The sequence below is a fragment of the Streptomyces sp. 3214.6 genome (assembly GCF_900129855.1).
Lineage (GTDB): Bacteria > Actinomycetota > Actinomycetes > Streptomycetales > Streptomycetaceae > Streptomyces > Streptomyces soliscabiei.
The window spans coordinates 8,918,346-8,932,758 of record NZ_LT670819.1 but is presented as its reverse complement, the minus strand read 5'-3'; the positions used below and the strand labels follow the sequence as shown (position 1 = coordinate 8,932,758).

Here is a 14,413-nt window from a genome sequence, read left to right as displayed (position 1 = left end):
GCAGTGACTGGCCGTTCGCCCCGGACATCGCCGGCCAGTACTTCGCGGGCGGCCTCGACGAAGGCCGGCCTCGACGAAGGCGTGGACCCCGGCGTCCTGAGCGCGGTGAACCGCACCGCCGCGGAGGCGCTCCTCCCCCGCCTGGCCGCCGCTCCCCCGTCGGCCGGCCGGGTCCCGTCGGGTCGGGTCCCTGCCGGTCGGATCCCGGCTGCGCCACCGCGCTCAACGGGCCGGAGCCCGCCTCGCCTTCACACGCCTCCAGCCCCACGACACGGATGCCGCCCAGCACGGCCGGCCACCGGGCGGTTCCTCACGGGCGGTTGCTCACGGGAGGTTCGCGGGCTGCTGGGTGAGGCGGATCAGCAGGACGGCCGGGGTGCGCGGGAGCGAGATCCGCAGGCCGCTGCCGTCCCAGGCCGCCGAGCCGGCGGTCGCGGCGGACGGGTGCAGGATCTCCGCCCGTACTGCGCTGCCCGCCAAGTGCCTGACGGGCAGCCGGAGTTCAGGCTCACCACCGCGGCGCCAGACGGAGACGTACGACGTCCGGTCGCCCGGCACCCGCATCCCCAGGGCCAGCCACTCGTCCGTCCACCCGGGCAGACCCAGCGGCCAGAACGGCGCGGCCTGTGCGAGATCCCCGCGGATCGCCCGGTACGCGCCCACCGCGTCCCGCACCAGGGCGAGTTGACGCCGCGTCATCCGATCCAGATGGCCGGAGAGATGGATGCGTCCGAGGAGGGCGCCGCCGAGGGTGAAGGTGATCAGGTCGTCGTCGTAGCCGGGCTGTGGGTAGGCCCAGACGGCGCCCTGCTCGGGCGGGGCGGCCGTCGGCGCGGCGGCGGCGATGGGTGGGTAGCGCAACGGGTCCTGCTGGTCGCTGGTCGACTGGAGCTGGGTGACGGCCAGCGTGGCACCGTCCATCCGCATGCCGCCCGAGGCGCAGTTCTCGACGACCAGACCGGGATGGCGGTCGAGCACCTCTGACAACCAGTCCAGGTAGGCCTGGGTGTGGCCGAGCAGCCCGGCCCCCGGTGCGAGGTCGCCGGGTGCGCAGGTGCCCGGGTCGATCACGATGTTGTAGTCGAGCTTGAGATAGCCCACGCCCCAGTCGCCGACGATGCGGTCCACCGTCCGGTCCAGGTGCGCGCGGGCCGCCGGGTGCCGTAGGTCGAGTTGGTGGCGGCCCTGCTCGGTGAGGCGTACGCCGTCGCGCTGGAAGAAGGCGTCCGGCGGCAGCGCGGCGGCGACGGGGCTGCGCACCCCGACGACCTCCGGCTCCAGCCACAGCCCGGGCACCATGCCCCGTTCCCGGATCCGCTCCAGGACCGCCCGGATCCCGCCGCCGGGGAAGCGGCGCGGCGAGGGCAGCCACTCGCCGACGCTGTCCCACCAGCCGTCGGCGTCGTCGTCGTACCAGCCCGAGTCGATGCAGAAGTACTCAGCTCCGGCCTCGGCCGCCGCGTCGATCAGGGGCAGCAGTTTCTCCGTCGTCGGATCGCCCATCAGCGTGTTCATGTAGTCGTTGAAGACCACGGGGAGCGCGGCGTGGTCCGGGTGCGGACGGCGGACGGCGCGGCGGTACGAGGTCAGCGCGCCCATCGCCGCGTCGAACCCGGCGCCGAGGGCCAGGACCCCGGGCACCGTGGTGAACTCCGCGCCGGGGGCGAGGCGGACCCGCCACTGGTGCTCCGCGTCCGTGGGGCCGTTCAGCGCCAGATAGGTACGGCGGGCGCGTTCGCCCAGGTCCCAGCGCCAGCCGGCCGGAGACTCGACCTGCCACAGCCAGGTCCGGCCGCTCCCCCGCTCGGTCAGCGCGCCCATCGGCAGATGCCCGTCGGTGGGCCAGCTGCCGCGTCCGGTGAGGGCGAGGGCGGCCCGGCTGTCGTGCTGGTGGGCGTCGACGTTGATGTCGGCGACCGTGTCGCGCAGCGGCTGGGCGTACCAGCGGCACTCCGCGAGCCAGTCGTTGCGGGCGCGGTGCACGTCGAGGTCGTCCGGCGAGGGCAGGCCGCCGAGCAGCAGGCTGCTGACGGACTGGACGACGACAGGCTCGGCGCCCTCGTTGCGCAGCCGGACGCGCGAGCACAGGACGGGCAGTCCGGCGGGGGACGTCAGCTCCACGAACGCCGTCAGCCCGGTTGCCTCGTCGTGGAGTTCGACGGTCAGCCACTGCCGGTCGGGGCCGTTGCCGCCGAGGTGGGACCGGTAGCAGAGCCGTGCGCCGAGGGCCGTGCCCGTGAAGCGCGGGCCGGACCAGCCGCTGCCGTGGCCGAGAGCGGTCAACTCGACGAGGGGGAGGGCAGATTCGGGGTCCGGGGCGGAGCCGGTGTCGTCGTCGGCCCGGTCCAGCCGGAGCAGTCGCAGCGTCCCGTCGGGGGCGGTGCCGAACTCGATCTCGAGGGCCGGATGAGGCCAACTGAACCGAACCTGGGGGTAGTTGATGACTCTCCGCATCGCATCCGCCCTACCGGTCAAGGTGCTTCCCCTCCCGAGCCCGCCCTGCCGGTGCCCCGACGGCGGTCGCGTCACTCGCGTGAATCCCTCGTTACGGTCTCTTGACGGCCCCTGTGTGACCGGTCACAATTCTGGCATGAATGTGGCCGGTCACACAAGGCGTCCGGCGAGCATCCGGGACGTCGCGACGGCCGCCGGAGTCTCGTACCAGACGGTCTCCCGGGTTATCAACGGGCATCCCAGCGTCAAGCCCGCGACCCGCGAGCGGGTACTCGCCGCCATCGACGAGCTGGGGTTCCGCCGCAACGCGACCGCGCTCGCGCTGGCCAGCGGGCGCAGCCGGGCCGTGACCGTGCTCACCGCCAACACCACCCACTACGGCTACGCCTCCATCCTCCAGGGCATCGAGGAGGCGGCCCGCGCCGCGTCCTACGCGGTGGGCATCGGCGTGCTGGAATCGGCGGACGAGGCGGCGGTCGCCGCCGAGGTACAGCGGGCGGCGGACGCGAGCGGCGGACTGATCGTGATCGCCTACGATCCGGCCGGCGTCCGGGCCCTGACCGCCGTCCGCGCCGGGCTGCCCGTCGTCGGGGTGGTCGAGACGCCGGCGAGCCCGCCCGCGAGCGACCGCCCCTGGGTGTGGACCGACGACCGCGAGGCCGCCTACCAGGCGACCCGGCATCTGCTCTCCCTCGGCCACGAGACCGTGCACTATGTGGCCATCCCGTCCAGCACCCGGCGCACCGGTGCCCGCACCACCGGTTGGCGCGAGGCCCTCAAGGAGGCCGGGGCTGCGCAACCCCGTCCCATGCAGGGCAGTTGGGGTCCGGCGGGCGGTCACGCGGCGGGCCGCAGGCTCGCCCGGGACCCGGCCGTCACCGCGATCCTGTGCGGCAACGACGACCTCGCCCTCGGGGTGCTGCGCGCCCTGCACGAGGCAGGCCGGTCCGTGCCCGGCGAGGTCAGCGTGGCCGGGTTCGACGACGCCCCGCACTCCGCCTACCTCACGCCGTCCCTGACGACGGTGCGGCTGGACTTCACCGGCCTCGGCAGGTCCGCCTTCGCCCTGCTGCACGCAGCGCTGGAGGAATCCGCGCAGATCGCCCCGCACCCCGTCTCCGTACCGGAGCTGGTGGTGCGGGAGAGCTCGGGGGCCGCGCCCACCCACGGCTGACCACCCCCTACGAGCCGCCACGGATACGTCCCCCGCAGAAACGAGTCCTGCCTCCTGCACCACCTGCAACAACCGCGTGGCGCTGACCGCCGGACACGCGGCCGTCCGGTCCCTCGACGTCTTGGGCACGGGCTCCACCACCGGCGTCCTCTCCTACGAGGCCGCGTCCGCCGCCCTCACGGGAGGGGCGAGGCTCGTCGACTCCGCCCACGCCTCCGGCGGCTCCTACATCGGCGATCTCGGCAACAGCCCCGACAGCACCGCCCGGTTCACGGTGCGGGCGCCGGAGTCCGGCCGCTACGTCCTGGTCGTGCACTACGCGCACAACGACCGCCGTGACAACGGCCACGCCTACAACACCGACATCATGTCCCGTACGGCGGACATCACGGTCGGTACCGCGGCACCGCGGAAGGCCACCTTCAAGAACACCTGGAGCGGGGACGACTACTGGACGCTGGGCGTCCCCGTCGATCTGAAGAAGGGCGCCAACAGCGTGACCTTCGCCAACGCGAACGCCTGGGCCCCGAACATCGACCGCATCGAACTGGGCCGCGTCGTCCGCCAGTCGTAGTCCGATGTGCGCGGCCGGTCCCGGGGCGCCCGCGGCGTCCCGGGATCAGCGGCCGACGCCGATGAGTCCCGTCAGATAGCGCCACAGGGAGGAGCGCTGACGAACGGCCGGGTCCGGCAGCACGGCCTCCGCCGACTCGGCCGGATCCGCGTCCGGCGCGGCCGCCGACGGCTGCTCCGGCATCGCGGCCAGTTCGTACCGCACGGGAAGCGAGCGCAGGCCCCGCATGAAGGGCGAGGAACGCCACGGCAGTTGGTCGACGGGGAGGGCGAGCTCCAGGTCGGAGAACCGCTCGAACAGCCGGCCCACGCCGACCGCGGCGACCGTCGAGGCGAGTTCGCGTGCCGGGCACTGGCGGCGGCCCGCACCCCACGACAGGTGCGCCCGGGTGCTGACCGTGGTGCTCGGGCACACGTTGTCGGCGAAGAGCGGGTCGGCGTGCGCCGCCGCGGAGGAGACCCACACCGGATCGCCCGCCCGGATCGTGTAGTTGCCGAGCCGGGTGTCCTCGGCCGCGAACCTCGGTACGAAGTTCACCAGCGGCGGCTTGCGCATCACCACCCGGTTCATGCTCTCCCTGACCATCCCGGCCGACAGACTGGCCCGCACGCCGCCCTCACCGGAGATGACCTCGACCACCGTGTTGGAGATGAGGATGCCGACGTGGTCGGAGGTCATGCCGAGCAGCATGAACAGCTCACGGGCGAGTTCGTCGAGCGAGAGCTCGGGGTGCGCGGCCAGCAGATAGGAGGGGAAGTCGTCGCCCGGCTTCTCCAGCTTCACCGCCGCGAGTTCGGCCAGCGCCGCCAGCAGCCGCTCCAGCGCGGGCTCCGCGTCCGGTCCGGCGTCCAGCACCCGCCACATGTCCATCAGCGCGTCGTCGCCCTGGGAGCCGGGGAAGCCGAGCAGATGGCTCGCCACCATCAGCGGCAGCGGACGGGAGAACTGGGCGGACAGATCCGCCAGACCCGTGCCCCCGGCCTGCCCCACCAGGCTGATCAGTTCGTCGGCGTAGGCGGCGACGGCCGTCTTCAGCCGCTTCGCCTGGGCGTGACGCGGGTCCTGGAACGGTTTGAGAGCCGCGTCCCAGGCCGTCCGCAACGGCCGGTAACCGGGGCCGCCCTGGATCAGTACGTGGTTGACCTCGAGGGACGGCCCGAGCGGCCAGTCGGCCGGCACCCTGCCCTCTGAGCGGGCCCGCCAGTTCTCCAGCCCCTTCGGCCAGCCGGCGTCGTTCTGGAGCACGTCGAGCGCCTCGCGGTAGCCGAGGACCAACCAGGCGGGCACGCCCAGCAGATCGACCGGCGCGACGGGGCCGTGCCGCTGCCGCAGTCTCTCGTACACGAGTGAAGGCCGCGTCTCGTAGTCCCGGGTCAGCAGCGGTTCGGGAGTCATCGTCTCCAACCGCGCGCCGTCCAGGTCCACGGATGCGCCCTCGCCCACCTGGGATTCCATGTTTTGCCGCCCCTCCGACACTCCCCGTACCGGCGCGTTTTCATGAGGTAGCCGGAACCGGGGGGACCATATCCCAGACCCCGCCTCCGGTGAACCACGGGGGCAGGGCTCGGACAATCCGGCGTCCTCGACCTGCGCTGTCCCGGCGACCGGTCTGCTTCTCCTGCGGCGAGGGGTTCTGGGCGGAGCCTCGGGGTCAGGCGGGTTGTGGTGTGAAGCGTCGGTGTCCCTTGCGGTCGTAGTACGTCGTCATGGCGAAGCCGAAGAGCAGCGCAAGGGCCGCACCGATCGCGATCATGATCCAGGAGCGGGTGAGTCCGGCGTCACCGCGGGCGTCGAAGAAGAGGATGGCGCGCACGCCGTCGCTGAGCTGGCGCATGGGCTCGAAGTGCGACAGGAAACGGTAGAAGTCGGGGACCGCCTGCAGCGGAACCGTGGCGCCCGAGGACGGCAGGCCGAGGACGATGAACACGAACATGGACACCAGCTGGCCGATTCCGCCGAAGGCTGCGTTGATGGCCTGTACACCCAGGCCGACGGCGAGCGTCGCGCAGTAGGAGAACACCCACAACAGGGGCAGGTGGGACGCGTCCATGCCGAGGACGGCCACGCAGGCGAGCATCACCAGTGAGGCGCTGAGGAGCGAGATGCCCGCGGTCATGCCCATCTTCAACAGCAGCGTCTGGGTGCGGTTGATCGGCACGGTGGGGCGGCGGGTGTGCCAGGGTCCGATCTCGTTGTCGGCGTAGCCGAGGGCGGTGTCGACGCCGTTGCTGATCACGTTGCCGCCCATGAAGCCGGCCAGGACGAGCAGCAGGGTGTAGTAGAAGGCGGTCAGGCCGAGACCGCTGTGGGTGCCGATGGGGTGACCGACCTGGGTGACGACGTTCACCGGGTCGGCGAGCAGCAGCCGCGTGGTGGAATTCGCCCGGGTGCCGACGGCTGTCGTGAGTTGCTTGCCGATGGTCCGCGACGCCTGGTGCGCCGCCTTCGTCGTGATCTGGGAGGCGAGGGAGGAACCCAGGCTGCCCTTGCCGGGGTTGGTGAGCACGGTGAGCTGCGGCTTCTGGGTGGCGCCGGTCGTGCTGAGAGCGGTGACGGAGTCGGTGAAGTCGGCGGGGATGACGAGCGCGCCGTAGACCTTGCCGGAGTCGAGCTGTTCCTGGGCCCGGGCGCGGGTGAGCGTACGCCATTCGGCTTTGCCGCCGGCCGTGTCGGCGGCGATCGCGGCGGCGACCTGGGTGCCCAGGTTCTGCTTCTGTCCGGCGGGCGGTTTGCCGGTGTCGCTGTTGACGAGGGCGAGGGGCAGGTCGCGCAGGTCCTGGTTGGGGTTGACGATCCCGCCCATGTAGAGCAGGGACAGCAGCAGGGCGAGCAGTCCCGTGAGGATCGTGGGCACCAACCACAGTCTGGGGCGGCGCAGCAGCGCGGCGGCACTGGCCTGAGGGGTGGTGGACTCGGCCATGGTTCTCCGTGAGTTCCGGGCTGTGCGAGTACCGAACAGCAGGTGGTGGCGGCTGTACGAGCGATCCTGCCGACCCGCACGAGTCGCCAGGATGGAGCGTGCACGGCCGCAAGCCGCCGCACGCCCCGCCTTCCTCCCCCCGTTGCAGTACAGGGGGAGGCTACGCTCCTGGGCGCTCCCGCACGCATCCGTTCGAAGAACACCGCATGGCGAGCGTCCCCGACCGGACCCGCGTAGTTCGTAGGGGTGACGTCGGCTATGCGCCGCGCCGGACCCGGGCGGCCTTGCGTGCCTCCGCCATCTGGCGGCTCTCGGCGGACCGGCGGGACTCGCCGCCGCCGCGGCCGGCCTGCCCCGGGCGGGTGCCCAGACCGCGGAAGGGTGCGCCGCCGCGCTTCGGGCGCTCCGCGACCGGACCGCTGCCGTCGACGGGGACACCGGAGGGCGCCTGCGCGCCGGTGATGCGGCTCAGCTCGGCCTCGCCTGAGCGGACCCGTGTGATCTGCGGCCTGATACCCGCGTCGGACAGCAGCCGGGCCATGTCCCGGCGCTGCTCCGGCAGGACCAGCGTGACGACACTGCCGGTCTCCCCGGCGCGGGCGGTACGGCCGCCGCGGTGCAGGTAGTCCTTGTGGTCGCCCGGCGGGTCGACGTTGACAACGAGGTCGAGGGCGTCGACATGGATGCCTCGGGCCGCGACATTGGTGGCCACCAGGACCGTGATGTGACCGTCCTTGAACTGGTCCAGGGTGCGGGTGCGCTGAGGCTGCGACTTGCCGCCGTGCAGCGCCGCGGCCCTGACGCCACTGCTCAGCAGGTGCCTGGTGAACCGGTCGACAGCGTGCTTGGTGTCCAGGAACATCAGCACGCGCCCGTCGCGGGCGGCGATCTCGGTGGCGGTGGCGTACTTGTCGGGGCCGTGCACCTCCAGCACGTGATGCTCCATCGTGGTGACCGCGCCCGCCGAGGGATCGACCGAGTGGACCACCGGGTCGTGGAGGTAACGCCGGACCAGGAGGTCGATGTTGCTGTCGAGCGTGGCCGAGAACAGCATGCGCTGACCGTCGGGGTGTACCAGGTCGAGGAGTTCGGTGACCTGGGGCAGGAAGCCCATGTCGGCCATCTGGTCGGCCTCGTCCAGGACGGTGATGCTCACCCGGTCCAGGCGGCAGTCCTTGCGTTCGACGAGGTCCGCGAGCCGGCCCGGGGTCGCGACGACCACCTCGGCGCCGGCCCGCAGCGCGCCGGCCTGCCTGCCGATCGACATGCCGCCGACCACGGTGGCCAGCCGCAACCGCAGCAACTCGGCGTACGGGGTGAGCACATCGGTGACCTGCTGCGCGAGCTCGCGCGTGGGGACGAGGACCAGGGCCAGCGGCTTCCGTGACTCGGCGCGTCGCCCGGCCGTGCGCACGAGGAGCGCCAGGCCGAAGGCGAGCGTCTTGCCCGAGCCGGTGCGCCCGCGGCCCAGCACGTCACGCCCGGCGAGGGAGTTCGGCAACGTGGCCGCCTGGATCGGAAACGGCTCGTGCAGGCCTCGGCCGGTGAGCATCTTCAGCACCTCGTCCGGCATGTCCAGTTCACCGAAGGTCGCAGCCGCGGGGAGGGCCGGAGTGACGGTGACCGGCAGCGCGAACTCTCCCGGCGCTGTGGATCGGTCATTCGTGTGAACTGAACGGCTCATGGAGAACCTTCCTCGACGAGGGCACGCATCGAGGAATTCCCGGCGGAAACGAGCCGGACGAATTGCAAGAACGAGCCGAAAGCAAGACGGAGGCAATTCTGACTGGAATGCAGAACGCAGCAAGCTGGGGCCCGCCCCAAGGGCGGACCCCAGCTACTTCATGCGCTTCGATGTCAGGCGGGAGTGATGTTCTCCGCCTGCGGGCCCTTCTGACCCTGCGTGACGTCGAAGTTCACCTTCTGGCCTTCCTGGAGCTCGCGGAAGCCCTGGGCGGCGATGTTCGAGTAGTGAGCGAAGACGTCGGGGCCGCCGCCGTCCTGCTCGATGAAGCCGAAGCCCTTTTCCGAGTTGAACCACTTGACGGTGCCAGTAGCCATGTCTTATCTCCTTCGGGGCAGTGCCCAGGGGCCCACACCGTGTGGACCCGTGTGTTGCCACAATGACCCCGTCCGGATAAGCACCGGAGATACAAAAATGCCCGACGACATATAGCCGCCGAGGCACTTGAAGTTTCGGGAACCACAACTGCAACTAGCGTCAAGCGTAGCACGGCGCCTACATTCGCACCACCTTTCGCTCGCGCACGAAAGGTTAATTTTTAGATTACACAAGGTGCGGCAATGAAGAATGAGGCCGACCGCGCAACCCTGGCGGCCCGCTAGGCGAGGAAGCTCAATCGGAGCTTGCGTTCCGGATTGTCACGGTTCGTATCCACCAGGCACACCGACTGCCACGTCCCCAGTTCGAGCCTGCCACCCACGACCGGCAAGGTCGCGTGGGGCGGGACGAAGGCCGGGAGGACGTGGTCACGACCGTGCCCCGGGCTGCCGTGGCGGTGCTGCCAGCGGTCGTCGGCGGGTAGCAGCGTGTGCAGCGCGGCCAGCAGGTCGTCGTCGCTGCCGGCGCCCGTCTCGATGATCGCGATACCGGCCGTGGCGTGCGGCACGAAGAGATTCAGAAGGCCGTCGCGGCCGCCTGCCACGTCACGGAGGAACGTCTCGCAGTCCGTGGTGAGGTCGACAACCCTCTCCCGCGAACCGGAGGCGACGTGCAGAACTCGGGTGGTGAACGCATCTGACATACCCCCATCCTGACCCATACCCCGCGTTCCACACCCGACCGCTCGCCCACTGTGTGATACCAGGGGTCCGATCCGCGAGATGCCCGTTGACCGTGGGCACGCGACCTGACTACGTTCAGCCGCATGTTGCGTTCAGCCCTGCTCACCACGCGCGGTCACATCGACCTGCTGCGGGTGGCCTCTGCCGCGTGTCGCCGCGGCCGCTGACGCCTTTTCAGCCTCTGATTTGACCTCTCGCATCACCCTTCCCCCTCGCTTCCCTCTTCGTTCCCCCTTCGCCCGCCCTGTCCGCACGCCCGGTCGCGCCTGAGTCGACCGTGACGCGGCGGTGGCGAGGTGCGCCCGCCCGTCCCCCACCGGCCGCCGTTCCTCTCCGTGGAGCCCCCATGAGCATCAGCCATGCCCCACCCGACTCCTCTGAGCCGGATATTTCCTCTATATCCGGCACCTCTTCCGCCTCTCCCGCACCTGCCGCGTCTGCCGCGTTTGCTGCATCTGCTGCATCTGCTGCACCAGAACGGAAGGACCCCGAGGTTGATCTCGACCTCGACCTCGAACCCATCGTCCCCCGCTCCTCCCGCCGCGCCCGTGTACCCCGCTGGCTGCGCCGGACCACCGGCCCGGTCCTGCTCCTCCTGCTGTGGCAACTCCTCAGCACCACGGGCGTGTTGACCTCCGACATCCTCGCCTCACCCGGCCGCATCGCTCAGGTCGCCGGTGATCTCGTCTCCGACGGCTCACTGCCCTCGGCCATGGGCACCTCACTCCAGCGGGTGGCAGCCGGACTGCTCCTGGGCACCGTCGTCGGCACCGGACTCGCTCTGGTGTCCGGGCTGTTCCGGATCGGCGAGGACCTCGTCGACGCCCCGGTGCAGATGCTGCGGACCGTGCCGTTCGTGGGCCTCATCCCGCTGTTCATCATCTGGTTCGGCATCGGCGAGGCTCCCAAGATCGCCATCATCACGCTCGGGGTGACCTTCCCGCTCTACCTCAACGTCTACGCCGGAATCCGGGGCGTGGACACGCAGTTGATCGAGGCCGGGGAGTCGCTCGGACTGTCACGCCGAGGCCTGGTAAGGCACGTGATCCTTCCCGGCGCGCTGCCGGGCGCGATGACCGGCCTGCGCTACTCGCTCGGTATCGCCTGGCTCGCGCTGGTCTTCGCCGAGCAGATCAACGCCGACTCCGGGATCGGCTTTCTGATGGTGCAGGCGCGGGACTTTCTGCGCACCGACGTGATCGTGGTCTGCCTCATCGTCTACGCCTTCCTCGGCCTCCTCGCCGACTTCGTCGTCCGAACCCTCGAAAGGCTGCTGTTGCAATGGCGACCGACGTTCACCGGCCGGTGACCCCCCAGTCGGGGCCGACGTCACAGACGTCCCAACCGTCCCAGACCTCCGCCTCCCAAACCTCCGAGCCCTCCGAGTCCTCCGAGCCCTCCCAGACCTCCGAGGCCTCTCCGATCTCCGCGGTCTCGCCGGCGCCCGGCACCGGGCCCGATGCCTCGCCGGTTGCCCGCGTGACCCGTACACCGCAGGCGGTCCGCGTCGAGGGGCTGACCCGCTACTTCGACGGCCGCGCCGTCATCGACGACCTCCGACTCGACATCCGTCCGGGCGAGTTCGTGGCCCTGCTGGGCCGCAGCGGCTGCGGCAAGTCCACGCTGTTGCGCATTCTCGCCGGACTCGACCGCGACATCGAGGGCACGGTACTGGTGCCACGTCGCAAGGCCGTCGCCTTCCAGTCGCCGCGGCTCATGCCGTGGAAGAAGGTATGGCGCAACGTGCTCCTCGGGCTGCCGGGCCGGCCCGAGCGCCCCGTCGCCGACAAGGCCCTGGACGAGGTGGGGCTCGGGCACCGGTCCGACGCCTGGCCGAAGACCCTCTCCGGCGGCGAGGCCCAACGCGCCTCCCTGGCCCGGGCCCTGGTGCGTGAACCCGATCTGTTGCTGCTCGACGAGCCGTTCGGCGCGCTCGACGCGCTCACCCGCATCAAGGCCCAGCGCCTGGTGGGCGAGTTGTGGCAGCGCCGGGGCTGCGCCGTGCTGCTCGTCACGCACGACGTCGAGGAGGCGGTGCTGCTGGCCGACCGGGTCCTGGTCATGGACGACGGGATCATCGCGCACGAGCAGGAGATCGACCTCGACCGCCCCCGCGACATCGCCGATCCCCGGTTCGCGGAACTGCGCGCCGGCCTGCTGCGCCGCCTCGGCGTGGACCCGACGGCCGCCGAAGCCGCCTGACACCCCTACTCACCCTCTTCTCCCCGCTCCTCGCATCCTCGCCTCCTCACTCCTCGCCCCCTCACTCCTGGCACCGCCACCCTCGTACTCCCCTCGGAATGGACCCCCATGCGACGACGCCTCGTCCCCGCCGCTCTGCTTCTGCCTCTCGCCCTCCTGCTCTCCGCCTGCGGGGGGAACTCGTCCGCCAGCACAGGCACCGGCGGCGGCACTGACGGCAAGGGCTCTCTCACACTCAACGTCGGAGATCAGAAGGGTGGTTCCGAAGCCATCCTGCGAGCCGCCGGAGAGCTGAAGAACCTCGACTACAAGATCAAGTGGTCCACGTTCACCTCCGGGCCGCCCCTCCTGGAGGCGGTCAACGCCGAGGCGGTCGACATCGGCGGCGTCGGCAACACCCCGCCCGTCTTCGCGGCCGGCGCCGGCTCGAAGATCACGGTCGTGTCCGCCTTCCATGGCACCTCCAGGGGCGATGCCGTGCTGGTGCCGAACGACTCCAAGCTTACGGAGCCCGCGCAGCTCAGGGGCAAGTCGATCGCCGTGGCCCAGGGCTCCTCCGCGCACTACCAACTGGTGGCCTCCCTCGAGGCGGCCGGCCTGGCGCTGAGCGACGTGAAGGTCAAGTACCTCCAGCCGGCCGACGCGCTCGCCGCCTTCACCTCCGGCAAGGTCGACGCGTGGGCGGTGTGGGACCCGTACACCTCGCAGGTGTTGCAGGCGAAGAAGGGCAGGGTGCTGACCACCGGTGAGGGCGTCACCAACGGGCTCACCTTCCAGGTGGCCGCGCCCTCCGCGCTGAAGGACGGCAAGAAGGCCGCCGCCATCAAGGACTATCTGGACCGGCTGCGGCGTGCCACGGCGTGGGTGTACGACCACCAGGAGGAGTGGGCCAAGGTGTGGGCGAAGGACACCGGGCTGCCGTACGAGGTGGCGCTGGCCTCGGTGAAGCGGACGAACTCCACGCGGATCTCGGTCGCCGTCGACAAGCCGCTGATCGCCTCCGAGCAGCAGATCGCCGACAGGTTCACCGAGCTGAAGCTCATCCCTCGCAAGGTGGACTTCGCCGCCTTCGTGGACCCGCGCTACAACGGCGACCTGCCGCCCTCCACCACTCCCGCGCGCGTGTCCTCGTAATCACACCATCACACGCGGCATCAGGGCGGCTCCGGGAAGATCCACGCCCACCGCCCTGTTGGTAGAAACGTGAACAACTTGCGTGAGGTCGAGGTGGTCGTCATAGGCGCCGGTCAGGCAGGTCTGGCCGGTGCCTATCATCTGCGGCGCACCGGTTTCGAGCCGGAGCGCGACTTCGTGGTGCTCGATCACGCCCCGGCCCCCGGCGGTGCCTGGCAGTTCCGGTGGCCCTCGCTGACGTACGGCAAGGTGCACGGGATGCATGCGCTGCCCGGCATGGAGCTGACGGGCGCGGATCCCTCCCGGCCGTCCTCCGAGGTCGTCGCCGAGTACTTCGACGCCTACGAGCGCACCTTCGACCTGCGTGTACGGCGGCCGGTCGATGTGAAGGCCGTACGGGAGGGCGCAGCCGGGCGACTGCTCGTCGAGACCTCCGACGGTACGTGGTCCACGCGGGCGGTGATCAACGCCACCGGTACCTGGGACCGGCCGTTCTGGCCACGCTATCCCGGCCAGGAGACCTTCCGCGGACGGCAGTTGCACACCGCGCAGTACCCGGGTCCCGAGGCGTTCGCCGGACTGCGGGTGGTCGTGGTGGGCGGCGGTGCGTCCGGTACGCAGCACCTGCTGGAGATCGCGCCGTACGCGGCCGACACCACGTGGGTGACGCGGCGGGCTCCCGTGTTCCGCGAGGGACCCTTCGACGAGGGTGCGGGCCGTGCGGCGGTCGCGCTCGTGGAGGAGCGGGTGCGGCAGGGCCTGCCGCCGAAGAGCGTGGTGTCCGTGACGGGGCTGCCGCTCACCGACGCGATCCGGCAGGGACTGGCCGACGGGGTGCTGGACCGCCTGCCCATGTTCGACCGGATCACTCCGGACGGCGTGGCATGGGACGACGGGCGGCGCGTGGACGCCGATGTCATCCTGTGGGCGACCGGTTTCCGGGCCGCCGTCGAGCACCTCGCGCCGCTGCGGCTGCGTGAGCCGGGTGGTGGGATCCGGGTCGAGGGCACGCGTGCGGTCGCCGATCCGCGGATCCACCTGGTCGGCTACGGGCCGTCGGCCAGCACCATCGGCGCCAACCGGGCCGGACGCGCGGCCGTGCGGGACATCAGGCGGCTGCTCGCCGGGGAGAGCGTCGCCGCCTGACGCC

Annotated in this window: 12 protein-coding genes and 1 pseudogene; 7 read left to right on the top strand and 6 right to left on the bottom strand. The window is 71.0% G+C overall.

Annotation, left to right across the window (positions count from 1 at the left end; genetic code table 11):
• Positions 1-324: 324 nt before the first annotated feature.
• On the bottom strand, positions 325-2,454 hold the full coding sequence (locus tag B5557_RS40190; protein WP_079664116.1) for an alpha-galactosidase: 2,130 nt from the start codon (positions 2,452-2,454) through the stop codon (positions 325-327).
• A gap of 136 nt (positions 2,455-2,590) precedes the next feature.
• Between B5557_RS40190 and B5557_RS40185 the strand changes: the two genes are divergently transcribed.
• Together B5557_RS40185 and B5557_RS40180 are read left to right on the top strand one after the other, a co-directional pair.
• A complete protein-coding gene (locus tag B5557_RS40185; RefSeq protein ID WP_079664115.1) occupies positions 2,591-3,628 on the top strand; it encodes a LacI family DNA-binding transcriptional regulator in 1,038 nt (345 codons plus the stop codon).
• Between the two features lie 67 nt (positions 3,629-3,695).
• Positions 3,696-4,202 (top strand): annotated as a pseudogene (locus B5557_RS40180) (CBM35 domain-containing protein); the annotation flags it as partial.
• 45 nt (positions 4,203-4,247) lie between these two features.
• Here the strand turns inward: B5557_RS40180 and B5557_RS40175 are convergent.
• The 5 genes from B5557_RS40175 to B5557_RS40155 form a co-directional block, all read right to left on the bottom strand.
• Positions 4,248-5,657: a cytochrome P450 gene (locus tag B5557_RS40175; RefSeq protein ID WP_079664114.1), complete on the bottom strand. Its 1,410-nt coding sequence runs from the start codon at positions 5,655-5,657 to the stop codon at positions 4,248-4,250.
• Positions 5,658-5,853: 196 nt separating this feature from the next.
• Entirely contained in the window at positions 5,854-7,122 is a 1,269-nt protein-coding gene (locus B5557_RS40170) for a DUF3533 domain-containing protein (RefSeq protein ID WP_079664113.1), read from the bottom strand.
• Positions 7,123-7,378: 256 nt separating this feature from the next.
• A complete protein-coding gene (locus B5557_RS40165) occupies positions 7,379-8,806 on the bottom strand; it encodes a DEAD/DEAH box helicase (protein WP_079664112.1) in 1,428 nt (475 codons plus the stop codon).
• A 173-nt stretch (positions 8,807-8,979) separates the two neighbouring features.
• Positions 8,980-9,183: a cold-shock protein gene (locus B5557_RS40160; RefSeq protein WP_079664111.1), complete on the bottom strand. Its 204-nt coding sequence runs from the start codon at positions 9,181-9,183 to the stop codon at positions 8,980-8,982.
• Positions 9,184-9,464: 281 nt separating this feature from the next.
• The gene (locus B5557_RS40155; RefSeq protein ID WP_079664110.1) at positions 9,465-9,887 is read right to left on the bottom strand and encodes a YjbQ family protein; all 423 of its coding nucleotides are present in this window, start codon (positions 9,885-9,887) and stop codon (positions 9,465-9,467) included.
• 123 nt (positions 9,888-10,010) lie between these two features.
• Between B5557_RS40155 and B5557_RS46410 the strand changes: the two genes are divergently transcribed.
• The 5 genes from B5557_RS46410 to B5557_RS40135 all read left to right on the top strand — a co-directional run bounded on the left by B5557_RS46410 (position 10,011) and on the right by B5557_RS40135 (position 14,409).
• Complete coding sequence (locus tag B5557_RS46410) at positions 10,011-10,094, top strand: putative leader peptide (protein ID WP_313884353.1); 84 nt, start codon at positions 10,011-10,013, stop codon at positions 10,092-10,094.
• Between the two features lie 179 nt (positions 10,095-10,273).
• The gene (locus B5557_RS40150) at positions 10,274-11,236 is read left to right on the top strand and encodes an ABC transporter permease (protein ID WP_079664109.1); all 963 of its coding nucleotides are present in this window, start codon (positions 10,274-10,276) and stop codon (positions 11,234-11,236) included.
• Positions 11,209-12,129, top strand: a complete 921-nt coding sequence (locus B5557_RS40145; RefSeq protein WP_231976155.1) for an ABC transporter ATP-binding protein — start codon at positions 11,209-11,211, stop codon at positions 12,127-12,129. The genes B5557_RS40150 and B5557_RS40145 overlap by 28 nt, the downstream gene beginning before the upstream one ends.
• 108 nt (positions 12,130-12,237) lie before the next feature.
• Positions 12,238-13,263 carry an ABC transporter substrate-binding protein gene (locus tag B5557_RS40140; RefSeq protein WP_079664107.1) on the top strand — a complete coding sequence of 342 codons (1,026 nt, stop codon included), beginning with the start codon at positions 12,238-12,240 and terminating at the stop codon, positions 13,261-13,263.
• A gap of 69 nt (positions 13,264-13,332) precedes the next feature.
• The gene (locus B5557_RS40135) at positions 13,333-14,409 is read left to right on the top strand and encodes an NAD(P)-binding domain-containing protein (protein ID WP_079664106.1); all 1,077 of its coding nucleotides are present in this window, start codon (positions 13,333-13,335) and stop codon (positions 14,407-14,409) included.
• The last annotated feature ends 4 nt before the right edge of the window (positions 14,410-14,413 follow it).